Raw genomic sequence first — 26,563 nt, forward strand, 5'->3', positions numbered from 1 at the left:
GACTTTTTTATACTAATTTACCTAAAGTATATTGAATCAATTGATCCACAGTTTCTTTCGGTGTATTGCTAAATTCACCAAGAGGTCTATTGGCAATAATAGCATTCATGGAAGCTGAGCGATGACCTAATAGATTTGCCAATCCATAAATACCTGCAGTTTCCATTTCTAAATTTGTTATTTTTTTAGTGTTATGATTAAAGGTTGCAAGCTTATCATTTAATTGTTCATCTTGTACATTCAATCGTATTTTTCGACTTTGCGGACCGTAAAAGCCAACATTTGTTGCTGTAAATCCTAATACAGTTCGTTCAGACGTTAATTGGTCGATTAACTTTTGATCACCTTTCACCACATACGGTTCTGATTTTTTAGGAGACCAATTGCATTGTTGTAAGAAAGCATCTGAAAACTCCTTTTGCAATACATGATCGCTCTCGTAAAAGTGTAATAAACTATCGAAACCGATAGCATATTCGCTAATTAAAAAACTATCTACCGGAATATTCGCTTGAATAGAACCAGAAGTTCCAATTCTGATAATATCTAATGAAGTAAAATCTTCCTTTATAGTTCGCGTAGCAAAATCAACATTGACTAGTGCGTCTAATTCATTAAAGACAATATCAATATTATCGGTTCCGATTCCTGTAGAAATGACAGAAATACGTTTTCCGCGAAGAGTTCCTGTATGTGTTACAAATTCTCGTTTTGCTTTTTTGAGTTCAATAGTATCAAAATATTTACTTACAGAACCTACACGATCAGGATCACCTACCGTAATAATAGTGGTTGCAATATCTTCTGGAAGTATGTTTAAGTGATAAATACTTCCATCTGGGTTTATAATTAATTCAGATTCAGCTATTCTATTCATGTTTTGTGAGTATTTTTTGTTCAGGATGATAGCAATATTCATATTTGTCGCAATTGCCAAAAACAGTATCATCCGAGAGTTGATCGTAGAAACTTTGCAATCCGTCAATGGCTAACAATCCTTTTCTATTAAGAACTAATCGTTCAGATTTTGACTCAAAAAAAGGTGCTAGTCTTTTAATAATTTGCACAATTTGTAAATCGCCAAAACCATAATATCCTTGATACTGTAATATATATCCCGTAAGTTGTCGTGTACTTTTTATTTCTTCTTTGTGAATGATTTTTAAAATATGTGTTTCCAACACGTTCAATCCGTTAGTAACGGAAGGAAATCTTTTTAAATGTGCATTGATACAGTTGGAAAGGTAAGGAAACGAAGATGAGAGCGTGACATAGTTTTTAAATTTAGTATGATTGTCGGTACAATAAAGTTTCCATAAAGTATCCGCCAATTCTATGTCAGAATGAGTTAGCTCAATCTTTTCTTTGTAATGAGATTTGAGCTGTTCGTCTGATAATTCTCCTAATCCTTTTAAATTAGGATCGTTTTCAATCCAACCACTACACACCAAATAGATTTCCCCAGAAACTTTTAACTGTTTTAAGAAACTCAAAGCGGCTATCATATTAATATGACAGAATAAATCATATTCAAACCATAATACGATAGCAGTGTATTTTGCAAAGTTTGTAGCGAGTAAAGGCTCTATAAACGATTCCGTATAGGTTTTTTCGTCAGCGCCAAAAGGTGTTAAGTGTGCAATGCGTTCTTGCTTGAATGTTTCTGACTTCAAGTCGTAACTTGTTTTTCCTTCGCAGAGCATTTCACGCCAAACCAGTTGTTCATCTTTGATGTTGATTGCTGCCAATCTTGGCGTTAAACTATCGCCATTTAAAATATGTAGAATTTGTTGCTGCATTTATCCGCCAACACGTTTTACATTGTATCCTTCTTTTTCAAGAATTTGTACAATCTTATCTCTGTAATTTCCTTGAATAATAATTTCTCCATCCTTAACACTTCCGCCAACACCACATTTTACTTTGAGTAATTTCCCTAAGGCTTTTAGATCGTCTTCTGTACCTACAAAACCTTTGATGACTGTTACTACTTTTCCGCCACGTCCTTTATTACTAAAGTGTGCTTCTAAATGCTGTTCTTTGGGAGTTAGGGTATCTTCAACAGTTTCGTTTTCCAATTCAAAATCATCATTGGTAGAGAATACAAATCCTCCTAAATCTTCCAAACTATTGAGTTTTTTCTTTGCCATACTTATACTTTATATAATGATTCTATAAAAAATCACCACTTTCTCATCAAAAAATAACACCAATAGCGCAGGCTATCAGTGTTACGTATATTTTTGAGAATATTGGATTTTATTATTTTTTGATCAATCCTAGTTCAATTAAACGCTGATTTAAAAATTCGCCAGCCGTAATATCATCATATTGTTTTGGATTGTTTTCGTCAATACAGTTTTCCAAGCAATCCAAAGGCATTTCACTAATTGGATGCATGAAGAAAGGAATGGAATAACGAGAAGTTCCCCAAAGTTCTCTTGGCGGATTTACTACTCGGTGTATTGTTGATTTCAGTCTATTATTACTGTGTCGCGATAACATATCACCAACATTGATTACCAATTCATCTGGCTCTGCAATGGCATCTAACCATTCGCCATCATGACGCTGAACTTGCAATCCTTTTCCGTGTGCGCCCATTAATAAGGTAATCAAATTAATGTCTCCATGCGCCGCAGCACGAACGGCATCTTTTGGTTCGCTTGTAATTGGTGGATAATGAATAGGACGTAAAATACTATTTCCATTCTTAATGAAATTATCAAAATAATTTTCATCCAAATCTAAATATAAAGCCAAAGCTCTCAATACATACACACCTGTTTTTTCAAGCATTTTATACGTTTCTTTACCTACGGCATTAAATTCAGGCAATTCAGTAACGGTAACATTATCTGGATATTCAGCTTTTAGTTGATCATTATCTTCTACATATTGACCAAAATGCCAAAATTCTTTCAAGTCACCAACTTTTCGGCCTTTAGCACTTTCTTTTCCAAAAGAAACATATCCACGTTGTCCACCAATACCTTCAATCTCATATTTACTCTTCGTTTCTACAGGCATTGAAAAGAACTGCTTAATTTCTTCATATAGATTATCGACCAACGTATTGCTTAAAAAATGTCCTCTTAGAGCCACAAAACCAATATCTTCATAGGCTTTCCCTATTTCATCAATAAACTTTTGTTTTCTAGTTGGATCATCAGACAAGAAATCCGTAAGATCTACGCTTGGAATATTTTTCATGTGTTTATATTTATTGTTTTAACAGTCACACGCAGTTCGCGAATCATCATCATGGTGAAATGATTTACTTTTCTGCATGCTCAGTTCATGTAATTCAAGTTTTATTTTTAATGAAACATATGGTCTTACGTAAAATTAGGTGTTGTTCGTAAAAACCAATTGTTAATAACTTTATAGCCGTTAAAGGCTTGTTTTTACAAATGTAGCTAAAAATATACGGTTGAAAAAAGAGAGTTATTAACAATTGCAAAAATTATCACTTTGTGTTTTGATGAACCGTTTTTTTTCTTGATTTTTGAATATCTATTTAAAGAGCTACAACTCATGCCAACCACAAAAGAACCAATGGTATACGAAAAAGGAAATTTGACCAACGAAGCGTTGCTCAATTTATATAAGAAAATGCTGAAACCGAGAATGATAGAGGAGAAGATGTTGATTCTTCTACGTCAAGGGAAAATCTCAAAATGGTTTGGCGGTATTGGACAAGAAGCCATTGCAGTTGGTGTTACTTCTGCACTTACGAAAGAAGAATATATTTTACCGATGCACCGAAATTTAGGTGTATTTACAACGCGTGAAATTCCGTTGTATCGCTTGTTTTCACAATGGCAAGGAAAAGCAAATGGTTTTACAAAAGGACGCGATCGTAGTTTTCACTTCGGAACACAAGACTATAATATTGTAGGAATGATTTCACATTTAGGACCGCAATTAGGTGTGGCAAGTGGAATTGCTTTGGCAAATAAATTGAAAGATAATAAACACGCCTGTGCTGTATTTACAGGAGAAGGCGGAACCAGTGAAGGTGATTTTCACGAAGCATTAAATGTAGCTTCTGTATGGAGTTTGCCTGTGTTATTCTGTATAGAGAATAATGGTTACGGACTTTCAACGCCGACAGCAGAACAATATAATTGTGAGCATTTGGCCGATAGAGGCAAAGGATACGGAATGGAATCGCATATTATTGATGGAAATAATATTTTGGAAGTCTACACAAAGGTTTCTGAATTGGCAGATAGCATTCGAGAAAATCCAAGACCTATTTTATTGGAGTTTAAAACGTTTCGTATGCGCGGACACGAAGAGGCGAGTGGAACAAAGTACGTTCCTAAAGAGTTGATGAATGAATGGGCAGCGAAAGATCCATTAGATAATTACAGACATTTTTTATTGATGGAAAATGTGTTGACATTGGAAGCTGAGGAAGCATTTAGAGCTGAAATATCTAATGAAATCAATGAAAATCTGAAGCGAGCATTTGATGAAGAAAAAATTACCTCTACTAAAACTGCTGAGCTAAACGATGTTTATAGAGATTCCGTATATGAAGAAGTATTGCCAAATGCAGAAACAGAAAATATCCGTTTTGTAGATGCCGTTTCTAAAGGATTGCAACAATCGATGGAAAAACATGACGATTTAATCATTATGGGACAAGATGTTGCGGAATATGGCGGTGTTTTTAAAATTACAAATGATTTTATCAATCAGTTTGGAAAAGAACGTGTACGCAATACGCCAATTTGTGAATCTGCGATTGTTTCCGCTTCGTACGGACTTTCCGTAAATGGAATGAAAGCCGTGATGGAAATGCAATTTGCAGATTTTGTATCGAGTGGTTTCAATCCGATTGTAAACTTACTCGCAAAATCACATTACCGCTGGAATCAAAATGCAGATGTTGTAGTACGTATGCCTTGTGGCGCTGGAGTTGGCGCAGGACCTTTCCATTCGCAAACGAATGAAGCTTGGTTTACCAAAACACCAGGTTTAAAAGTAGTATATCCTGCATTTCCGTATGATGCCAAAGGATTGTTAGCTTCAGCGGTGAATGATCCGAATCCTGTATTGTTTTTTGAACATAAAGCATTGTATAGAAGCGTGTATCAAGATGTTCCGACAGATTATTACACCTTACCATTAGGAAAAGCGTCTGTTTTGAAAGAAGGAACCGATATTACGATTATCACCTATGGTTCGGCTGTACATTGGGCATTAGATACGTTAGAGAAAAATCCGGAGATTTCTGCCGATTTGATTGATTTACGTTCGTTACAACCGTTAGATACAGAAGCAATTTATAATTCTGTAAAGAAAACTGGAAAAGCCATCATTTTACAAGAAGATTCTTTGTTTGGAAGTATTTCAAGTGATATTTCTGCAATGATTATGGAAAACTGTTTTGAACAGCTTGATGCGCCTGTAAAACGATTGGCAAGTATGGAAACACCAATTCCATTCGATCAAGGATTGGAACAACAATATTTACCTAAAAATGAATTTGAAGCAGCTTTGTTAGAGTTGTTAGCGTATTAGACGCGCTTTGCTTTTAGACTTGTTCCCGCGTAAGCGGGAATCTCTTAGACCGCTTTCGCTGTTAGATACTAGATCGCTTCGCTACTAGATTTTAGACATGTTAGATATGTCATTGCGAGAAGCATAGCGACGTGGCAATCTGTTTCTTTTATAATAGCATTTTCTTTGTTTTGCTTTTTAAGATGTTATAAACTAGTTAGAATGTTCTTTAACAAATAAATTGATCTCTTTCAAATCCTCAATAAAAAAGTTCGACTTTAGAAACCTTGGGTTTAGATTTTAGTATCGCTTTGCTCTTAGACGCGCTGTCGCTTTTGGTATTTTGGTATTGTCTTTTCGAGTGATTTTGTGAAAAATTGTATCGAGAAATGTTTGATCCTGAATTCGCAGTTGTTTTTAGAGTTTTAGACCGCTTTCGCTGTTAGATACTAGATCGCTTTGCTACTAGATTTTAGACATGTTAGATACGTCATTGCGAGAAGCATAGCGACGTGGCAATCTGTTTCTTTTATAATAACATTTTCTTTGTTTTAATCTTTAAGATGCTATAAACTAGTTAGAATGTTCTTTAACAAATAAATTGATCTCTTTCAAATCCTCAATCAAAAAGTTCGACTTTAGAAACCTTGGGTTTAGAAATGTTTTACTTTTAGACGGGCTGTGCTTTTAGATTTTTAGTATCGCTTTGCTCTTAGACGCACTGTCGCTTTTGGTATTTTGGTATTGTCTTTTCGAGTGATTTTGTAAAAAATTGTATCGAGAAATGTTTGATCCTAAATTCGCAGCTACTGTTTTATCTTCTTGATTATCAAATTTTTTCATAAAAAAACACATTAGCAATCAATTTATGAAGATTGGGTAATTTTTATTCCTTCGCAATTTTATTCAATTCAATGATTCGCTTTTTATACATTTCAAATATTATTTCAGGATTCCAGTTTTCATTTTCTGTTTTTCCGTGTCCTAAAGACATGAGCGAAACTAGTTTTCCTTTTTCTATGTAAAATTGGCAAGTCCAAGTTTGCAAAACGTGATGATTAATCGGCATGTATTTTATGGATTCTTCTGCATAAATTAATTCACCATTTTGCTCATAATACACTTCTTCATAAAGTTCTGTTTTTTTGTGCGATTCAATTTTTAGTATCCTCTTTCCTTGGTCAGTTTCACAAATCTCCCAAAATTCAGTTTTCCCATTAAAATTGGTTACTGCGTTTGTATTTTGAGAACATTTGGATAATTCAGCGATATAATCAGAATTAATCTTTGTTCTTAATTTCTCTTCTTTTTCTCTTTCTGTCAGTTCAACTTTTTGTGCTTTTATTTCAGATTTTGCTTCTTTCTTCTCAACTGAGTGACTTTTTTTTGATTCACAAGCAGTCAATGAAATCAAGATTATAAATATTTGTAGAATGTTTTTCATAATTATAAGATAAGCTACTCTTTTCCCAATCAAAATCAAAACTATCAATAGAGTTTTTAATGTTTCAATACCTATTAGCAAAATTGGTTACAGCATAAAAAAATCCTGACGTTGCCCTTAACGCCAGGATTTTGCATATTTAGTAGTGAATAGAGTGTCAAAAATTATCTTCTTGTCACTGTTTCCTTTTGAAAAGAGGATACTTTTAATTTGCCACTTTTGTTGTTGACTTTATAATGAATGAGTACTTTATCAGTAGTATTATTAACGTTTTTCAATACCGTAAAATTCCCTTCATTTACTGAAGCGTGTAGTGTTAGTTTGTTACCAGCAGTGCTTTTTGAAATGAAATGATTTACTTTTAAACAGCGATTCGAATCAAATACAATAACACTGTCGACGTTGATATCGACAGTGTTATCAAGTGCTATCTCAAAAAGATACTTAGTATACGGTGCCGATTTTTTGATACCTTGTATAATAGTTTGCTTTTTAGAAGTTATCAGCTTAATACCTTCATTACAAGCTATTATATTGAGTGTAATTGTGCAAAGAATCAATAAAATCAAAAACCGCTTCATTAATTAACAACAATTTTCTTTGTTAGACTTTTTCCTTCATTCGTGACTTTTACGAAATATAAACCGCCAGCAAAACCTGCCAAATCGATTTTTTCTTCCGCGGAAATCGTTTTTATTTCTTTTACAACCGAACCAATTAAGTTATACACCAATACATTGGTATCACCTGATAAGTTGTTGAGTTTTATAGTAAAGCTCTTATCAACAGTTGGGTTAGGATATACTTGTACTGCAGTAGATGCTAATTGATTGTCTTCTACCGATAAAGAATTTTCATCAATGTCAACTTCCCAAACACCACGACCGTAAGTTGCAGCTCTTAGTTTTTCAGTAGCATAATGGATTTCAATATCATTTACAATTACATTTGGCAATCCTTGTCCTAATCGAACCCAGTCACCATTGGAAGCCGTTCTATAATACACACCTAAGTCGGTTGCTAAGAACAATTCTTCATCTGTAGTTCCTGTTTTGTATAAAATTTTATGGGTTGGAATATTTGGTAAACTTCCTGTAATATTTGTCCAAGAAAAACCGCTATTAGTTGATTTATATACTTTTCCAGCTTGATATCCAGAATACGCAATATATACTTCAGCTGGATTTGTAGCATTTACTTCAATACTTTTTACATTTCCTGCTTGTGGAAGCATTAATGGAGTCCAGTTAGTTCCTCCGTTATTTGTTCTACTGATATTTCCGCCACCTGAAACATAAATTACATCAGGATCAGAAGGAGAAATAGAGATAAATTCAATGGTTCCAACATTTGAGTTTAAGTTTGTCCAAGTAGTTCCACGATCTGTAGATTCATATATATCATTGAAACCTCCATAAATTGTAGTTGGTGTTGTTGGATGAATTTCCAATTCCCATACAAATGGCGCTCCAAAAGGTGTGTTTACAAATTGAGAACTCGCAAATCCATTGGTAGTTCTAAACATAGTTCCAGCCTGACTGCATGTCCAAGCAATATCACTATTTGAGTAATCCCATAAACCTTCAACACCATCACTTCCTGGATTTCTACCAATCCAATCCATTCCGTCAAATTGTCCGATGTCGTTATCTTGTGCACCAGCAATTAATAAGTTTGCATTTTGTGGAGTTCCAGATACATTATAGTATTGTGTGATAGCGATTCCAGAAGATAAATCTGCCCAAGGATTGTCAAATTGTGCATTTCCCATAAAAATTCCACCATCATTTACTGAAATTGCCATATTAGTTCCTGGAACAAATTTCATATCATGATGATCAGAATGCACATAGAAATACGGATTTCCAGCTGTCCAATACCCATCTAAGTATTTTTCCCAGTTTTGTCCGCCATCTGCAGAACGCCATCCATCAACACCACCAGCTAAAATTAAGTTTTCATTTAGCGGCGAAATAGCCAAGGTAATATTGTATCCACCTTGAGAACTGAATCCTGGAATACTAGAAATTTGAGTCCATGTAGCACCATCATCTATAGATCTACGCAATCTTCCGCCAGAATCTAAGGTTAAAATTAAATCAGGATTTGCATCTGTAATTGCGATATCTAGTCTGTTGAATGTAGGACTTGATACTTGTGCCCAGTTTACGCCATTATCGGTTGATCTGTAAAAACGACCCGTTCTTGAAGTAGCGAATAAAGTACTATTGCTTCCAGATTTGTATTCAATATCATTAAAGCCAGCGCCTGCTTGTGTAAATACATCTGTCCAAGTAATTCCACCATCAGTAGTTCTTTTGATATCATTTCGTGTAGTTGCAAAAACGGTATCAGGATTGTTTGGATCGATTAATAATTTTGCGATAATATCATTTTCTCCTAATGTAAAAGTTAATCCAGTCGTGTTCCAGTTTGCACCACCATCTGTAGTTTTTAATACACCAACAGATCTGTTTTGAACACCATCTGCATCACCTGTAGCGGCATATACAGTATTTGTATTTGTAGGATTGATTACAATATCAGAAATTCCCATATTAGGAAATGCATCACCTTGTGGTGTCCAAGTAGCTCCTGCATCTGTTGTTTTCCAAACACCACCGCCAGGCGCACCAACATACATAGTATTTGTGTCATTTCCCGCGAAAGCAACTGCATTTAATCGTCCCATACCAGGATAAAATCCAATATTAGATACCGGAAACGTAGTAGGTCCTAATAAACTCCAGTTTACAGAAGCAACGCTTTCTCCATTGGCAATAGCATCTGCATGACGTGCTTGTTCTGAATTCCAAAGATTTGCGGTATGTGCAGCAGACATAAAACGTCCATTTGGCAATACACGATCTTTCCAGAAAGCTTTCCAACGTTCAAATTGTTTGATTTGCTTTTTGCTTCTTCTGTCTTCGTTACTTCGAATTGGCGCTAAAACTTGATTTTCTTGTTCAACAATTTCAAAAAAGTTGCTGTCGTCATCTAATACAGCGGCTCGATAATTTTGAGCCTGAGTTTCGGCAGAAAAACCAAAAATGGTGAGTCCTGCCAAGGCAAGGTAGAGTTTCCTTTTCATAGGGAATAGTTTAGTTTAGCGTTGGTTAACAATTTTTTGAAGTAAAACAGCCAATTCATAAAAGACCCTACTTTTTAACAATAAATAATTAAAGTTGATTTAAAATTTCAATTACATTTTGTTGATATTTAGTTATTTGTGAAATATTTTGCGAATCTTGTAATTTTTGCTCCATTTTTCTGTCTAAAGCTAAAAAAAGATCAAAATGAGTTTAACGATTGAGTTACAGAAATATGCGGACGCAAGTGCGCAACGTCATCCCGGAGAAGCACAAGTGATTATGAAAAAAGCGATTGATGAATTGATCGCTTCAGACATGATTAAGAAAGCTTATAAAACGGGCGACACACTTCCAGAAATTACCTTAGGAAATGCCGTAGGAGCACAAATTAGAATTCAAGATATATTAAAAGAACACAAAGTAATTATTGCTTTTTATCGTGGCAATTGGTGTCCTTATTGCAATATTCAATTAAGAGCTTTGCAACAAGCTATTCCAGCGTTTGAAGCCAAAGGAGCAAAGTTGGTTTTGATTGGTCCAGAAACGCCCGATAATTCATTGACAACAAAAGAAAAAAATGAATTGACGTTTGAAGTTTTGTCAGATATTGATATGAACGTAGCGCGCAGTCTGAATTTAGTGTACAAATTGCCTACAGATTTACAAGAATTATATAAGAAATTCGGAATTGACTTAGATACGAGTCAAGGAAATGAAAATCAGGAATTACCAATTGCAGCAACTTATATTGTTGAGCAAGATGGAACCATTTCATACCACTTTTTAGAAGAAGATTATAAGTTACGCGCAGATCCGCAAGAGATTTTAGCCGCTTTATAAAAAATAGAGATTCGCTACTTAAGAGATTATGCAATATTTTTTTGTGTAATCTCTTTCTTTTTGAAGAAATGCCAAAATGTGGTGTAACAATATGTGAAAAATCATGTCTATTTTTAGAACATTCTTATTTTTGTCATATGAAACAACTCAATCCATCTATTAAACTACACGTACTCATTGGTGCGCTTCTCAGTATTTGGATATTTTTGTTTGCCTTTTTTATTCGTCCTTTTGAGCATGGAAGAATGGATTTTAAGGTTTGGATGACCGTTAGTTTAGGTTTTAGTATACTTGCCTTTATATGCTATGGAATTATCAGCATTTTCCAAAAAGTAGTCTACCAACAAAAAACAAAATGGAGTATTGAATTTGAGATACTTACATTAATACTCTTCTTTATTATCTATACGATTGTGACGTATATTTTTTACAGGAGTTCACTTGTAAAAGGCATTTATGATTTTTCTACATTTCTGAGAGAAATCATTCTGAATTCGATATTAATTTTAACGCCAATTTTAATTTTGGTGCGAACTTATGCTATTAAATTGATTCCTGTTAAAGATGATAGCATTACGATTAAAGGAGAGAATAAGCTCGATATTTTAAAAATCAAACAATCGGATTTAATCTGTATTTCCAATTCGCAAAATTATGTAGAAATTTTCTATTTGGAACAAGGAAAATTGAAATCAAAATTGATTCGTAGTTCGTTGAAAAAGCTTCAAGCTGACTTTGATTTTCTATTACAAACGCATCGATCACACTTACTAAATCCGACACATTTTAAGTCGTGGAAAGATTCTTCTACCATTTTATTGACGCAAATGGAACTTCCGGTATCAAAAAATTATAAAGAGCAAGTTTTAGCGCTGTAATTTTATACCTAAAACGATATATTTTGTACCTAAACACCACATTTTCAACCAAAATTCCTGACTTTATACCTTCGTAGGTTTTGCCTATTTCAAAGCGCTGTTTTTGATGTTATTTTTGAATTCATCAATCAAAAAAATATCAAAAAATGAAAAAATTAGCTTGGCTTGTATTGGCCTATTTGTGCATCTACATAAGTTTTCGTCCACTCAAATATTTCTTAGCAGATGTACCGATTGATTTACTAGCAAACAAACCCGATGAAGTATTGAGTAGTATGGTGTATATGACCGTATTTTATATTCATATTACTTTTGGGGGAATTGCGTTGTTAGTAGGTTGGTTTCAATTCATTAAAAAGTTTCGAGACAAATTCAGAAAAGTCCATCGAATCATCGGAAAAATCTATGTGTTTTCAGTCTTTATTAGTGCTCCCGTAGGTTTTTATATAGGATTCTTTGCTAGTGGCGGACTCGTCACACAAATCGGATTTACCTTTGGCGCTTTTATTTGGTTTGTAATTACCTATTTGGCATATAAAGCCATACGAAACGGAAACGTAGCAAAACACAGAGAATACATGATTTACAGTTATGTAGGAAGTTTTGCGGCTGTAATGCTGCGTTTTATCTTATATCCGTTAATTCAAATTACGGGAGATTTTGCCTTTGCATATAGCATCTCGGTTTGGGCTAGTTGGTTGCCAAATATTGGAATTGCCTACTTGTGGATTCATAAAAAAGAATTGCTTGTTTCTATCTATGAGAAATATAGAATTAAAAAGGTGTTGATAGGATTATTTATTATTGTGGGAACTATCGTAATGGTTTCCTATATGAGTCCGCAAACCTGGTTGTACAAAAGTGCAGCGTTTGAAGGTGAAGCGTTTGAAAAAACAAGTTCCTTAGCAAATTCAGTATTTACAGAAGAGAAATTACAGGAAATTGACACGTATCTCAAAGAAGAATCAGAAACGACAAGTATGATTGTGCTTGAAAACGGAAAAATCGTATACGAATATGGCGATGTTTCTGAAATTAGTTACAATGCTTCGGTGCGAAAAAGCATATTAGCCATGTTGTATGGAAAATATGTTGAAAATGGAACTATTGACTTGAATCAAACTATTGGAGATATGGGAATTGACGAAGATGATGGTTTGTTAGCAATAGAAAAACAGGCAAAAATTGATCATATTGTAACAGCACGATCTGGCGTATTTCATCTACCTTCAAATGATGGATATGATACAAATAACCTTAAAAAAAGAGGCAGTGTACAACCTGGAACGTATTTTTTATATAACAATTGGGATTTTAACTTAGCAGGATTTATTCTGGAAGATAAAATTGGAAAAACGGTCTATAAAGAATTAGAGGAACAGTTAGCAATTCCGTTAGGTTTTCAAGATTGGAACCTTCTAAATCAAGATAAAACTGTCAATACAGCGAAATCTCGTTATTCCGCATATAATATGCATCTTTCTACACGTGATATGGCCAAAATTGGACAATTGATGTTGCAAGAAGGAAAGTGGAATGGAAAACAGCTAATTTCTAAAGATTGGATTCGTAAGATTGTAACAACAGTGACGCCAAAAGATACCGTAAACAAGCGTTACAACAAAGATGTGTCAAGTCCTGCACAGTTTTCGTACGGATATATGTGGTGGTTGTTTGATCGTTTTTATGACAATCCAGATTTTGAAGGCGCATATACTGCATGGGGCGCATTTGGGCAATACATTACAGTAATTCCAAAACGAAATGTTGTTGTGGTACATAAAACAACCGTTGATATTTATACACTTTTAAATTTTTCAGATAGAACTTCAACTCCCGAATGGCGTTATTGGTGGATTTTACGAAAATTGATGCTACATCGAAAACCGATTGAATTATTAGCAAAAGAGAAATCGACGCATGAAATTATTGAGTTTATTAAAACTGAATATACCAAAGATTCTGATTATGCAATTTCCGAACGTTTAATCAACGAATACGGAGCATTATTGGCTGAAAAAGGGAAACATAAGGAAGCCATTCAATTTTATGAATTAAACTTAGAAATCTATCCCGAGGGCTATTATACGCATCGTGTGTATGATTATTATATAGAAAGCCTACGTAAATTGGGAAGAGAAAATGAAATATTACCATTAATGGAAAAATCGTTTGAATTGAATCCTTGGAATAAAAAACTGGGAAAAGAGATTCAAGAATTGAAAAGTAGTTCCTAATTTATATCGAGAAGGCACTTGATTCAAAGTGCCTTTTCTTGCTGTAAATGAATTGGTTAAGTGGCTTTCTTCAAAAAATGATGCAAACGTATACAATTCGTAGACAGTCAGTCTTTTAGTTGCCTTTTTAGTATGCTTACTAACATGTAATCTTTTATATTTAAGATAATAACCTGTAATGCATACTTATGAAGACGCATCTTACGAAAACAGAGACCAATACCAAACAATCAGCAGCGAATGCGATACAACAGCTGCAAATTCCTGAAAGAGCTACCTTTCAGTTAGAAGACAATAGATCGCAAACACCACTTGAAGAGACGATTAAAAATAGTACAAATTCAGAAATACATCAATTGGTCAGAGGCGGCAATAAAGGTTCTGGAAAACGTCCACGTCGCCAAGATTTTAAAAATGAACGCAGAAGACGCGGACGCATGAAACAAAGTGGTGATTTTGTTGGAGATTTAAGTCAAGATGTAACTCATGACACACAACAAGAAGTACATGATTGGCATCAAAAAAAAGCAAAACGACGCAAAGAAGCTTACAGAAAAAAGCAAGCTTCAAAAGTAAAACCAGTTGAAAGAGATGATAATGAATTAAATATTAAAAAAACACCAGGTGATTTAGTAACTGCGTACCGTGTTGAAGTAAATAAATTCAATGAAAAATTTACGCATATGAGTGTGCATAAAACAGGAAAAAATAATACTCCTACAGGATTCAATTACACACCAAAATCTAGTAAAGCTGAATATGTAGGGAAAGGAAAAAAGACGCCTCCAAAAAGTCATGATAAGAGAAAACACATTGATAAATTCATTAAAGGCAGGGACGATCAACCCACGGGAACTATGGGTTGGATTAATTTCGGAGAACCTGAAAGAGCACTTGAATTTTACAATCAAAAAAGTAACAATCCAAATGAAAGAGCACTTGGAAATACATTCTCTATCAAATCATTCCAAGTACCACGCGAAGTACATGAAAAGATTTTAAGAGATACTGTTCATGAAAGAGATAAAAAGAAATTTCCAAATAGACCAATTAATGTAGATAGAGAAACACCAAATCAGTTTGGATTGCCACAACATTATATGGAATTACTAAATCATGAAATGGTGCCTGAAAGTGCCAAAGAATGGGATCCTGAAGAGTTTAGGAAATTGCATGGTGCACGTTTGAAAGAAATTCAAAAAGAACGTAAAAAGCATAAAAAAGACCATAGCAAAAAATCAAAAGCACCAAATAAGCATTGGCATAGTAAGAAAACGAAATCTGTACATCAAGAAATACAAGATCAATTACATGTTGAAACACATTCAGATTCAGAGTCGGATTCAGAAGATTAGTTATCATACATCTCAGGTGTATGATAACTATGCAACGTGTAATAATTTCATCCCAAACACAAAACGCATCGCTCGAAACGGATAAATTAAATATATGTAAATCAAGACAATCACAGGAAATGTGGTAATTAACAATAAAAGTAGTTTCCAAGGAATAGCAATGTCCAACTGCACGATGTAATACGCAAAGACCACAATAACGGTTTGATGCAGGATATAAAACGGATAAATAGCTTCATTGAGTTTTTGAACCAGCGAACTTTTTTTCTGAAACCAGATTTGTCCGTATCCTAATAGTGCAATGACAAAGCTCCAGCCAACCAAACAACACACCAAATACCACAGTATCCAACCTTGTGTATTGGTTAAATAAGGCGCTATCCATTCTCCAGGAACAAAATAGTATGCATAAAAAATGAGGGAACTGAATAAGAATAAAATTCCGTTTTGTTTGCGATACTGCTTTAAATGCATCCAAGTCGTTTCTGCGGAAGCAAACAACATACCCAATACAAAGAAAAAGCTATAAAAAAAGGTAGAAGAGAAGTTGAATAGGTCCTTATCATAACTCGGATAGTATTGTTTAAGGATGATGAATCCTACGCTTAATGGAAGTACCAATGCGAACAATCCGAAGCGTTTTGCAGTAAAACGTTCAAAAAGTTTTAAAAAAGCATCCGATTTCGACGATTTTAAGAATAAAATAAACGGAATGATGCCTAGAGACATCCAAAAAAGGTTGTCGATAAACCATAAATGATTCACGCCAAAATCAGCATTTGTATAAATTTCCCAATAGGAAGTATAGGCTGTTTGATGATCAAAGAAAGTCTGCGGTGGCACAATTAGCAAGACTCCAAAAAATAGCGGAATTAATAAACGCATAGAACGTTCTTTTGCAAATTGAATCCATGTGCGTTTCGAAAAAGCAAAAACAGTTCCTGTACCTGAGATTAAGAATAATAATGGCAAGCGAAACTGTTCAAAAAAGACCATAATATCGTCTAAAAGTTTGCTCGATTCTGTATTCATAATATGAAAATCATCTCCGTTAAACGGCATTCCAACATGATGAAAATATACTGCTAGAATGGCAATTACGCGAAGCCAATCCAAATCATATCTACGTGTTTTTGTGGTCATAATCATTGGTTTTTTTGATATGACAAACGTACAGTAGAAAAGAATGCAATGCTTTCAAATGTGACTATTTACAAGCAATTGTGACGAAATACACGCTTCGGCTCCGCTCAGAATGAACAGATGATTCAGTTTAGTATGAACATTATTTATTTGTGAATTCGTGACAAAAGAAGCACAATAAAAAGGCTTTTGAGTATTGAATTTTTAACCACGAATGCACGAATATTTTAAAGTGTATTTGTTTGGATGTTTTATAGGATTAAACTTTGATCATTTTTTTGTCTTAGAACCCGAAGTGACGATTAAAACGAAGATTTAATTGTATACAAAAGATTGTTCGCGGATATATTTATAAATATGTAATTACATATTATTTATTTGTGAATTCGTGACAAAAGAAGCACAATAAAAAGGCTTTTGAGTATTGAATTTTTAACCACGAATGCACGAATATTTTAAAGTGTATTTGTTTGGATGTTTTATAGGATTAAACTTTGATCATTTTTTTGTCTTAGAACCCGAAGTGACGATTAAAACGAAGATTTAATTGTATACAAAAGATTGTTCGTGGATATATTTATAAATAAGTAATTACATATTATTTATTTGTGAATTCGTGACAAGAGAAGCGTAATGAAAAGGCTTTTGAGTATTTAATGTTTAACCACGAATGCACGAATGTTTTAAAGCGTATTTGTTAGTAATGATATACGACTAAATTGTTATTATTTATTTGTCTTAGAGCTCGAAGTGACGTTTACTCTTTTTTAAGATTTGAAAAATACATGTCAAACGCTTTCAGTTTTGAACGTGAAACAGGAACCGTATCTGTATAGTTTTGCAACGACAATTGGTATCCTTGTGCATTTCCCGTAGAGGAAGTTATTTTATCTAAATTAACCAAGTAGGAGCGATGCGTTTTATAAATATTTGAAAATTCCTGCAAGCGTATTTCAAGTTCTTTCAACGTGATTCGAACCAAGGTTTTATGCACAATATCGTTGTCAAGAACGTAAATCTCAGTATAATTACTTTCTACTTTGGCAAACAAAAATTGCTGTATGTCAAATTGAATGTTTTCATTTCCTAAAGCAATGTGTATGGTTTGTGATTTCGCGGTTTCTAATGATGGAGAAAAAGTTAATTTTTCTACACTTTTTGAATGCTTTTGAATGAGTCGCTGCAAATTTAAAGGCAACACAATGGCCAACAATAATACACCGACAAAAAAGGAATTCCGAATTTCTTCATAAAAATAACGAAATGACCAATTGTTGGGATTGTTGTAAATAAGATCGCGAATTAAAAAACTTCCAATTCCAATCAAAATTAATACAATGCTCAAATGCAGCATTTCCTTGCCAATAGTCCAATGAGAATCGTCTTTTACAAACCAATTTACGATCGTGAAATACAGAAATACAATTGGAAGTGGTAAAAATGCATGCACACAATTAATCCAAATCTGATCCATTTTATGCTCTGTAGTATTGATTTCAAACGGTTCAAACACATACGAAAACACAAAGCTTAGCAATGTTATGATTCCCAAAATAAGCAACAACTGTTTTTTGTTATTGTAGATGTATGGATACGGTTCGCGAATGTATGTTGAAATTCGTGTAATCAAGCTTAAAAAATTGAAGCGCTAATTTAATTGGAATTTAGAAACTACGACTACTTTTTATGAGCAATTTCATATTCGCCAAGTCTTAAAATATACGTTCTGACATCTTTTTGAGAAGGATCATCTACATCTAATTGAACATAATAAAATTCGCGATTCACTATTTTTTTATTGCTCTTAATGAGTTCGAGATAAGTAGCAAATACAGGCTTTTCATCGCTGTAATAGATATCAATTTTTGATCTTTTAGTTTTTCCTTTAAAATCACTTTTTGCATTTTCATTATAATCTACGACATCACTGTGACTTGATTTTATGATTTGATTTGTGTTTTTATCTTTATACGTATCTATTGTAAATGCTCCTGAACCTATTTTAACTTGCGCTCCATTAATTGAATCGATGAGTGTCATGGAACCTTCTGTGATTCTATGACTAATATGCGTAAAATCAAAATGTTTACTTTTAGAATCTTCTATGACGCGATCTGTAAGCTGTGTCCAAACTAGTTGCGACTCTAATTTAGATACTGCTTGATTCTTCTTTTGTCCAATTGCAATAAGTGAACAAAAGAAGAGAAGAAAAGTGAGTTTCTTCATGTATTATTTTTTAGCAAGAAATGCATTGATGCGCTGTCCAATTTCTTCAATCGTTAACAAAATTGCTTTGTTTTTAATACGATTGGCTGCTTCGGCTTCGTTCAATTCATTTTTCTCTCTTTTAGATTGAAATTCTTTAGTCACAATTGTGGAGAATGGAATTAATCCAGTTCGAACGTCCAAAATGATCAATTGTGTGGTTGCAAAGGCTTTGATGTCTGATTTAGAAAACAATTTATAACGCGCATACAAATCACTATTGATAGAATAAATCACAACAATATCCGATTGTGTTCGTACGGCAGCTTCTCGTATGTTTGTAAACGTCGGGTTGTGAGAAATGAGTAACTCTGGAATCTTAGAAATCTTTGTTACACGATTTGAAGCTTTGAATTTTGCTGTAAATAAATCTAAGTATTCTTGTTGCGATTTTAAATATTGCTCATTGTTTCGGTAATATCCTTGTTGACTTTGCGTGCTTTCCAATTTTACCAACGAAACCCTTAAGTTATTGGGTAGCGAATAGTTTCCGTCAAGAATTTTTTTAATATTCTCTTCTGAAATAGTAGACGCTCTGTCGTTGAATAATGATTGTGTAATTGATGAATCTGCCTGATAATTTACAGGAGCAGGATATCCTTGTCCATAAGATGGTCCTCCAACAGCACAAGATGTCAATGCTAAAAAGAGCATTAAATACAATAAATTTCTCATGATTTTAATGTTAACGGTTTGCTTAGTGATGTAATGTACTAAGTTATCGTAAGAAGATCAACTTTATTGCTTTACAATTAACTTTTGTCCCACACGCAAGGTAGATGTTCTACGAATAGAATTGTCTTTACACAATCGGGCAATAGAAACATTGTATTTGTTTGAAATTCTCGATAAAGTATCGCCGCGACGTACGGTATATACCTTCGTTTCTTCCGCTTTGCTAGCAATGGCTTCTTCTTCGGTAGTGCACAATTCAATTTTTGATTTTCGTTTCGAATTATGTCTATACGCACTTGTCCAACGACGCGTTACCCAAATTTCATTGCTTCGTATCAAATTGTCTTCATTTGAAAAATCGAACACATATTCTGGATGAATTGGAATTCCTTGATACAATACTTCTAAATGCAAATGACTTCCGCGTGCATTCCCTGTAGTTCCGCCAGCACCGATTATTTGCCCTTTTTGGACCGTATCGTTCACTTTTACCAATTGCTTGGATAAATGCGCATATACTGTCTCTAAGCCGTTAAAATGGCGTACAACAACTGTTTTTCCGTGTCCTGAATGGTAATTTACATATCGAACAACGCCATCAAACATAGACATTACACGATCGCCAGTAATCAAATCAATGTCAATTCCGTTGTGTGGTCTACGATTTCGCCAGCCATAACGAGAAGTAATGACTTTTTTTCGCGGAATAGGCGAGGCATACGTACTATCGTCAAATTTGATTTGTAACGGATATTGCTTTTTAATGTTTTTATACGGATTGAATACTTTGGTGTTCCAGTTTTCTGCAATCCAGTCTTTTTTAGGAGTTTCTATATGTTGTAAGCTTTGCAAAGTAATAGAAACTGCTGGAAAAGCAGGATTTACTTTGATGGCTTTTGTGTCAATTTTAACTGCAGTGTCAACAGATACACTGTCTTTTGTCTGACTGTACGCTGTGATAGAAATAAGACAGGTACAAACGAACAAATACAATAATTTCATGAGTAATTTTAATTTAGTTTTTTAACATAGATTTTCTAGGGAACTGCAATAATAACGCATTCCTGAAGGATAAATTGTGAGGCTATTTTTCGGACGTTATTCTGTAATATAATTCATAGGATCCAGACGTTTTCCGTGCTGACGCACTTCATAGTGTAAATGTGGCGCTGTAGATAATCCTGTGTTGCCAACATAGCCAATAATAGCTCCTTTTTTCACGCTTGCGCCAGTTTTCGTATTAAATCCTTTCAAATGTGCATACCAAGTTTCAAAACCATCGGCATGTGAAATGACAATTAAATTTCCCCAATTGCCTTCGTCTTTGGCTTTTACAATAGTTCCGTCTGCAGTAGCAACAATCGGTGTTCCTGTGGCAGCTTTAATATCAATTCCGCCATGTGCAGTGCTGCTTTTTAGTTTTGGATGCTTTCGAACTGCGCCAAACTTAGAAGAAATATGTCTTTCAGTCTTGTTCTGTACAGGAAACAGTGTCGGAGTTCCATTTTCTTTGACAATGGCAGTAGGCAAGGTTTCAACCGGAATGATGACTTCCTCCGTACTTTTAAACGCCATAAAAGCCAATCCAATTACAGGAATTAAAAGCAAATACGTGAATTTTAAGTTGTTTTTTGATTGTGATTTTGTAATCATTTCTATTCGTTTTTTGAGTGTGGGTTGTGAAAAATAATTATATGCAGGATTTGCATCTTGTGTTTCAAGACTTCCTAGCAATAATGTTAAGTATGATGACTTCTTAACTTTTTGCTCGGCTAACACAAATGCATCTGCTTGAAATTCGTGAATCGATTTTAAAGATTTTCTATATAAATAGGCGAGTGGATTGAACCAACAAAGTGCGATAAAAACCTCTGTACAGACGACATCTACAGAATGTAATTTGGAAATATGCGCTTTTTCGTGTGTAAGAATGCATTGATCAATCGAAGCTGCTTTTGACGTTGGAACAAAAATCCAATGAAAATAAGAGAATACTTCTGAAACATTCGCGCTGTATATGGTTGTATTGTTTGAGGATACTTTTTCTGATTGATTCTTAAGCCTGAATATTTGATACGTAGTTTGTATGAATCGGATTAAAAAACAAGCGACACCAACAAGATACACGGAAAAAATCCAGAAGCTATAATCAATAGTTTGATGGTTTGTGCTAATACTTGCTGTTGCAACTGCTGAAGTCTCTGAATACGTTGTAAAATCGTCAAATAGTGGAATTTCCAAAGCAAATAACTGTATTTCTGGAAACAATAGATTGCTAAACGGAATCAGCAATGACAATGGAATCAAGGCTAAAAGTAGTGTTCTGTTAAATCTATGAAACGTAAATCGGCTAAAAAACCATCTGTACAACAAATAAAAGCTGCCAAATACCAAACTGACCTGAAAAAGATATACTAAAATGCTATTCATCGTTTGCTTTTAAGGTTTTAATCTTTTCTTCTAAAATAGCTTTCATTTGTTCCATTTCGGTCAAATTCAACGTATCACTTTCTGCAAAAAACGAAGCAAACGTACTGGTAGAACCGTTAAAAAAATTACCAATGACTTGTTTGATGTGTTGTGAAAAATAACGTTCTTTCGAAATCGCAGGTGAATACTGACGAATCTTTCCGTAGGTTTCAAAATTCAAAAATTGCTTTCGTACCAACACACGAACTACCGTGGAAATTGTGGTATATGCGGGTTTTGGTTCAGGAAATTGTTCTACAATATCTTTGAGAAATGCTTTGTCTAATTTCCAGACATATTGCATGACTTGTTCTTCAGCTTTGGTTAACTCGTTCATGCTGCAAATATAGAAGAATATTTTAATATAACTATAAAAATAGTCATAAAACTATATTTGTAGTCATATATAAAATTTAATTGAATTATTTTAAGTGTTTAAATCATTGATTTAAAACCAGTTGAGTTTATTTAATTAACCTTAAAGTTTAAGATTGTTATTTTTGATATATTCTTGAATTCTAGGAATTTGTGAATCTAAATCAATGGCTTTCTGATAAAAATCGTGCGCTTTAATATGCTCTTTTCTGCAAAAATGATACAGTCCAAAATTGCGATATACATACGCATCACTTGGGTCTAATTCGTATGCTATTTCCGTATCTTTGAGTCCTTCTTCAAGCAAACCTAACTCCAATTTTGAAAACCCACGATTGCAATAAGAATATGCTTTTACAGTATGAATATCTTTAGAAGTATCTTTGTCTTTCTCAATTTCAATGATAGCAGTGTTCAATTTTGAGATAGCTTCTTCATGTTGTCCAATAACGCCAAGCGTAAATCCGTAATTATTAAGCACAAACGGATTTGTAGGTTCAATTTCATAAGCTTTTTTAAATGCTTCCAATGCTCCATGATAGTCTTTTTTATAAAGTGCTACATTTCCAAGATTGATAAAATCCACTACATCAAAAGAATCACTAAACTTTTCTGAGTACATTTCTTGAATTTTTGCAGCATTTGCGTCTTGTTTAGCGTGCAAATATCCAGAAATCGCAAGTCTATATATCTCAGGATCCTCAGGAAAAGCGGGAATGCATGTTTCAAATAATTTAGCAGCTACTAAAAATTCCCCATCATCATAATATGCAAGCGCCTTCTTAGGAATAGCATACACTTGTCTTAATTTCCATAAATGTAATAATTGCTGTCCATCATTATGAACTACAGTGCCGTCATGCAAAGTAACCGCATCTCTATTTGGGAAAATATTATTCAAAAAATCAAGCGAACAGGAAAAAACCAAGGCAAAAATGACCAACTCTGTAATATTGTCGTACTGATTGATGGAAAGGAGTACAATTCCAATTCCTGCCACGATCAAAGAGAGTAGCGGACCAAAAATAGTGACAATAAAGCTTGTACGAATGGAAATATCTTTAGCATGCATCACACACAATCCGCCTTTCCAATAAAACAAATTGAACTTAAAAAAGCATTCCAAGCGGCCTAATTGAAACTGAAAAGATTTCTCCGGATTTCCCAACGATCCCATATATACGGTGACTTTCTCTTTGGTCAACAACAATGCAGGAATGGCATGTCCCAACTCATGAATTACAGTTGTGAGGAGTCGGAATGTCAGCAAAGCCAACATAAAAATAATTGCAACTTCTGAAGGCATGTAGATTATTTGGTGTTGTAAAGTTATGGTAAATTTCGGAATAATAAATTGTTTGAAGTAATTTCAAAAATTCCTCCCTATATTTACTTTTTAAACGTTTATTTATTAGAGAAAATAAAATAATTCATCAAATCATGAAAACATTCATCGTACTACTGTTTACAGCATTTTCCATACAATTCGGAATAGCACAAACCTATTCAGGCAATCAAGAAGATATTGATAAAATTTTACACAATATAGAGACCTTTTCCAGTCATGTCAATACATCTAATTATAAAATGATTGGCGCTGCGTATACAGAAGATGCAAAAATATTTCCACAACGCGGAGATATCATTGCAAGCAGAGAAAGCATCATAAAATATTGGATTTTACCAGAAGGCGTAAAAACCATGAATCATAAAATCACACCCGTTGAAATTACCATTGTAGATGACACCGCGTATGATCATGGATATTATGAAGGCACAACATTAAAGGCCAATGGAGACAAAAGCTCTTGGAAAGGCAAATATGTAATTGTTTGGAAACGAGTAGGAGATGACTGGAAAATATACTTAGACATTTGGAATTCGATATAAAAACCGAATCAAACCATAACAGTATATTTATAATCCTAAATTCATTTTCTATCATGACCTTCAAACTAAAGTATATCCTAATAATCACTTGTTTCATCTCTTTCTCTGCGCTTTCGCAAGAAATAACACCAGCCAAAAAATTCTGGAATTCACTGCAAAAACATTGTGGAAGAGCATACGAAGGCACTTTAGAACTTCCGAAAGAAGACAAAGACTTTGGAGGAAAAACATTGACAATGCATGTTCGTAAGTGTACTGAGACTGAAATAAAGATTCCATTTTTTGTGGGAGAAGACAAATCGCGCACGTGGATTTTAACCTATAAAAACGATCGCATCACACTAAAACATGATCACAGACACAAAGATGGTTCCGAAGACAAAATCAATTTCTATGGTGGAACTTCTGCAAATACTGGAAAAGCTGATATTCAAGTATTTCCAGCAGATGCGAAAACTCAAAAAATGATTCCTGCGGCGGCAACCAATGTGTGGTGGATTACGATTGATGAAACAACATTTACCTATAATCTTAGACGTTTAGGAACCGATCGTGTATTTAAAGTCGTGATGGATATCACAAAACCAATCAAAACACCAGAAGCTCCTTGGGGCTGGAAAGAATAATCAGTTGGAGTATAAACTACAAAAAACCATCATTCACAATAAGAATGATAGCTTTTTGTATGATAAAATATATTGTTGTTATTCAGGCAAAATGCTCATTTCAAAACTAAATAATTGATTCGGATCATACATAGATTTGATTCTTCGCAATTTTTCCAAATTTTTCTTTGTATAATAGATTTCAAGCAATTCTAAGCGATTTTCATCTTTTTCAATATCAGGAACTAAGGTTTTATCGACAAAATTGATGAATGAACCTTCTGTGTGTTCTGCAATGGATTCTCTGAATGTTTTAACCCATTTCAAATACTCAATATTTCTACCTTCATTAGTAAAAGCATTGGAAACATCGTCCCACCAAGCTTGTATTTGCAACATATATGGTTTTTGAGCATACCCAAAAGCATTGCTGTCTGCATTTCTAGTTACCGCGCCGCCCATGCAATGAAAACTCATATACATATTGACATCAGCGTAATAACAAGATCCTTTTAAATAATCATAAATAGCTTCTACCAAGGCTCTGTGGTTTACAGTATCTTTTGGAAAACTAGAAGACACTTTATGCGGATGTGGTTGATCACACGTTGAACTAGGTCCTCTATCAGGTAATACCGTTAAATCTAAGTTTTTGCATTCTTTTAAAGTATTCTCAGCATACTGAATACTGCCTATTGGGTTAATAAAATCAATTAACATACGTTGATTTGCTGCATAAGAATCAAACGAAGTATTATCTGTTGTCATGACAGATTTTGATTGAAAACTATTCTCATTAGAAGATATAGAGAAGTCTGCTTGAGAATTATTTTCTTGTAAGGATTCAGAATATCCTTTTGGCATTTCTTTAAAAGTAGTTTCGGTAATTTTATCTACGACTAAGACTCCGAAATAGTCTATCAATAACTTTAATAATTCAACTTTAGAACCATAAAATTTTCCACCCATACGACCTTGGACATCAGATTTTTTTCCATCTGGCGATTTTACAATAAGCATGTTGCAGGTAGCTGAAAGCGCTTCGTCTATTCCGTCTTTTTTGGCGTGTAACTCTGCCCATTTTGTAATAACATCTTTGATTTCATCAGGTTTTTCCCATTGCAATGAAAAATTAGTAGTTACAGGAAGAATGGAGACGAGTTTGAATTCAAAACGAATGACAACACCAAAATTTCCGCCGCCGCCGCCTTTTAATGCCCAAAAGAGATCAGAATGTTCTTCTTCCGAGGCATGTACTATATCTCCATTGGCTAATACAATTTCAATTTTAGTAACGGAATCACAGGTTAAACCGTATTTTCTAACCGAAACTCCCCAACCGCCACCTTGAGTAAGTCCGCCAACATTTACAGATTGGCAACCGCCACTAGGAATTGTTTTTCCTTTTTTAGCCAGTTCAGTATACACTTGCCCTAATTGTTTTCCTGCGGGAATCCAGAGTTTTTCTGTATTTTCGTCAAAAGGAGGAAGTGTATGTATTTCTGATAAATCGATAATAATTGCCTTATCAGCAGAACACATTCCTTCATGTTGATGTCCGCCAGAACGAACTCTAAATGGAACGCCATGATCTCTGCAATAATTGACACAGTATTGTACATGTTCTGCATGTTTACAATATGCTATAGAAATAGGCATTTTACCAAAACGTGTATTCGAAATAACACGCGCATAGTGATACAGAGGATCTCCAAAATTTACAATTTTCAAGTCTTTTGGAGCATGATCTTTAAAAGGTGAATTCATGAAATATGATGGTT

The 26,563-nt window shown here is 34.1% G+C and carries 22 protein-coding genes; 7 read left to right on the forward strand and 15 right to left on the reverse strand.

Features of this window, described 5'->3' with window-relative positions:
- Window positions 1–7: 7 nt before the first annotated feature.
- From Q0845_RS17820 to Q0845_RS17835, 4 genes are all read right to left on the reverse strand, one after another.
- Complete coding sequence (locus Q0845_RS17820) at window positions 8–877, reverse strand: nucleoside phosphorylase (RefSeq protein WP_298516114.1); 870 nt, start codon at window positions 875–877, stop codon at window positions 8–10.
- The gene (locus tag Q0845_RS17825; protein WP_298516117.1) at window positions 870–1,799 is read right to left on the reverse strand and encodes a DUF1835 domain-containing protein; all 930 of its coding nucleotides are present in this window, start codon (window positions 1,797–1,799) and stop codon (window positions 870–872) included. Before Q0845_RS17825 ends, Q0845_RS17820 begins: the two co-directional genes overlap by 8 nt.
- On the reverse strand, window positions 1,800–2,150 hold the full coding sequence (locus tag Q0845_RS17830; protein WP_298516119.1) for a translation initiation factor: 351 nt from the start codon (window positions 2,148–2,150) through the stop codon (window positions 1,800–1,802). It abuts the gene before it with no gap.
- 112 nt (window positions 2,151–2,262) lie between these two features.
- On the reverse strand, window positions 2,263–3,213 hold the full coding sequence (locus Q0845_RS17835; RefSeq protein WP_298516121.1) for a 2-oxoglutarate and iron-dependent oxygenase domain-containing protein: 951 nt from the start codon (window positions 3,211–3,213) through the stop codon (window positions 2,263–2,265).
- A 324-nt stretch (window positions 3,214–3,537) separates the two neighbouring features.
- Here Q0845_RS17835 and Q0845_RS17840 point away from each other — a divergent pair, with 324 nt between their 5' ends.
- Window positions 3,538–5,535, forward strand: a complete 1,998-nt coding sequence (locus tag Q0845_RS17840; RefSeq protein WP_298516123.1) for a dehydrogenase E1 component subunit alpha/beta — start codon at window positions 3,538–3,540, stop codon at window positions 5,533–5,535.
- Between the two features lie 865 nt (window positions 5,536–6,400).
- Here Q0845_RS17840 and Q0845_RS17845 read toward each other — a convergent pair.
- Window positions 6,401–6,958, reverse strand: coding sequence for a hypothetical protein (locus tag Q0845_RS17845; protein ID WP_298516124.1), 558 nt, complete (start codon window positions 6,956–6,958; stop codon window positions 6,401–6,403).
- A gap of 580 nt (window positions 6,959–7,538) precedes the next feature.
- A complete protein-coding gene (locus Q0845_RS17850) occupies window positions 7,539–10,049 on the reverse strand; it encodes a T9SS type A sorting domain-containing protein (RefSeq protein WP_298516126.1) in 2,511 nt (836 codons plus the stop codon).
- A 205-nt stretch (window positions 10,050–10,254) separates the two neighbouring features.
- Between Q0845_RS17850 and Q0845_RS17855 the strand changes: the two genes are divergently transcribed.
- The 4 genes from Q0845_RS17855 to Q0845_RS17870 all read left to right on the forward strand — a co-directional run bounded on the left by Q0845_RS17855 (window position 10,255) and on the right by Q0845_RS17870 (window position 15,360).
- On the forward strand, window positions 10,255–10,890 hold the full coding sequence (locus Q0845_RS17855; protein WP_298516128.1) for a peroxiredoxin-like family protein: 636 nt from the start codon (window positions 10,255–10,257) through the stop codon (window positions 10,888–10,890).
- 137 nt (window positions 10,891–11,027) lie between these two features.
- The gene (locus Q0845_RS17860; RefSeq protein WP_298516130.1) at window positions 11,028–11,768 is read left to right on the forward strand and encodes a LytTR family DNA-binding domain-containing protein; all 741 of its coding nucleotides are present in this window, start codon (window positions 11,028–11,030) and stop codon (window positions 11,766–11,768) included.
- Between the two features lie 146 nt (window positions 11,769–11,914).
- Window positions 11,915–14,005 carry a DUF2306 domain-containing protein gene (locus tag Q0845_RS17865; protein ID WP_298516132.1) on the forward strand — a complete coding sequence of 697 codons (2,091 nt, stop codon included), beginning with the start codon at window positions 11,915–11,917 and terminating at the stop codon, window positions 14,003–14,005.
- Between the two features lie 188 nt (window positions 14,006–14,193).
- Window positions 14,194–15,360: a hypothetical protein gene (locus tag Q0845_RS17870; protein WP_298516134.1), complete on the forward strand. Its 1,167-nt coding sequence runs from the start codon at window positions 14,194–14,196 to the stop codon at window positions 15,358–15,360.
- A 27-nt stretch (window positions 15,361–15,387) separates the two neighbouring features.
- Here the strand turns inward: Q0845_RS17870 and Q0845_RS17875 are convergent, their stop codons facing one another.
- From Q0845_RS17875 to Q0845_RS17910, 8 genes are all read right to left on the reverse strand, one after another.
- Window positions 15,388–16,503, reverse strand: coding sequence for an acyltransferase (locus Q0845_RS17875; protein ID WP_298516136.1), 1,116 nt, complete (start codon window positions 16,501–16,503; stop codon window positions 15,388–15,390).
- A gap of 757 nt (window positions 16,504–17,260) precedes the next feature.
- Window positions 17,261–18,133, reverse strand: a complete 873-nt coding sequence (locus Q0845_RS17880) for a LytTR family transcriptional regulator DNA-binding domain-containing protein (protein ID WP_298516138.1) — start codon at window positions 18,131–18,133, stop codon at window positions 17,261–17,263.
- Window positions 18,134–18,180: 47 nt separating this feature from the next.
- Window positions 18,181–18,729, reverse strand: coding sequence for a hypothetical protein (locus tag Q0845_RS17885; RefSeq protein WP_298516140.1), 549 nt, complete (start codon window positions 18,727–18,729; stop codon window positions 18,181–18,183).
- 3 nt (window positions 18,730–18,732) lie between these two features.
- Entirely contained in the window at window positions 18,733–19,443 is a 711-nt protein-coding gene (locus tag Q0845_RS17890) for a hypothetical protein (RefSeq protein WP_298516142.1), read from the reverse strand.
- 63 nt (window positions 19,444–19,506) lie between these two features.
- Window positions 19,507–20,445 carry a M23 family metallopeptidase gene (locus Q0845_RS17895; protein WP_298516144.1) on the reverse strand — a complete coding sequence of 313 codons (939 nt, stop codon included), beginning with the start codon at window positions 20,443–20,445 and terminating at the stop codon, window positions 19,507–19,509.
- Between the two features lie 96 nt (window positions 20,446–20,541).
- A complete protein-coding gene (locus Q0845_RS17900) occupies window positions 20,542–21,873 on the reverse strand; it encodes a M23/M56 family metallopeptidase (RefSeq protein ID WP_298516146.1) in 1,332 nt (443 codons plus the stop codon).
- Entirely contained in the window at window positions 21,866–22,249 is a 384-nt protein-coding gene (locus Q0845_RS17905) for a BlaI/MecI/CopY family transcriptional regulator (protein WP_298516148.1), read from the reverse strand. Before Q0845_RS17905 ends, Q0845_RS17900 begins: the two co-directional genes overlap by 8 nt.
- A gap of 141 nt (window positions 22,250–22,390) precedes the next feature.
- On the reverse strand, window positions 22,391–23,593 hold the full coding sequence (locus Q0845_RS17910; protein ID WP_298516150.1) for a tetratricopeptide repeat protein: 1,203 nt from the start codon (window positions 23,591–23,593) through the stop codon (window positions 22,391–22,393).
- 134 nt (window positions 23,594–23,727) lie between these two features.
- Here Q0845_RS17910 and Q0845_RS17915 point away from each other — a divergent pair, with 134 nt between their 5' ends.
- Both Q0845_RS17915 and Q0845_RS17920 read left to right on the forward strand, forming a co-directional pair.
- Window positions 23,728–24,177: a nuclear transport factor 2 family protein gene (locus Q0845_RS17915; protein ID WP_298516152.1), complete on the forward strand. Its 450-nt coding sequence runs from the start codon at window positions 23,728–23,730 to the stop codon at window positions 24,175–24,177.
- Between the two features lie 53 nt (window positions 24,178–24,230).
- Complete coding sequence (locus tag Q0845_RS17920) at window positions 24,231–24,803, forward strand: hypothetical protein (RefSeq protein WP_298516155.1); 573 nt, start codon at window positions 24,231–24,233, stop codon at window positions 24,801–24,803.
- A gap of 78 nt (window positions 24,804–24,881) precedes the next feature.
- On the opposite strand, the gene Q0845_RS17925 is transcribed toward Q0845_RS17920, so the two are convergent.
- Entirely contained in the window at window positions 24,882–26,549 is a 1,668-nt protein-coding gene (locus Q0845_RS17925) for an FAD-dependent oxidoreductase (RefSeq protein ID WP_298516157.1), read from the reverse strand.
- Between the last annotated feature and the right edge of the window lie 14 nt (window positions 26,550–26,563).

This window comes from uncultured Kordia sp. (assembly GCF_947489565.1).
Taxonomy (GTDB): domain Bacteria; phylum Bacteroidota; class Bacteroidia; order Flavobacteriales; family Flavobacteriaceae; genus Kordia.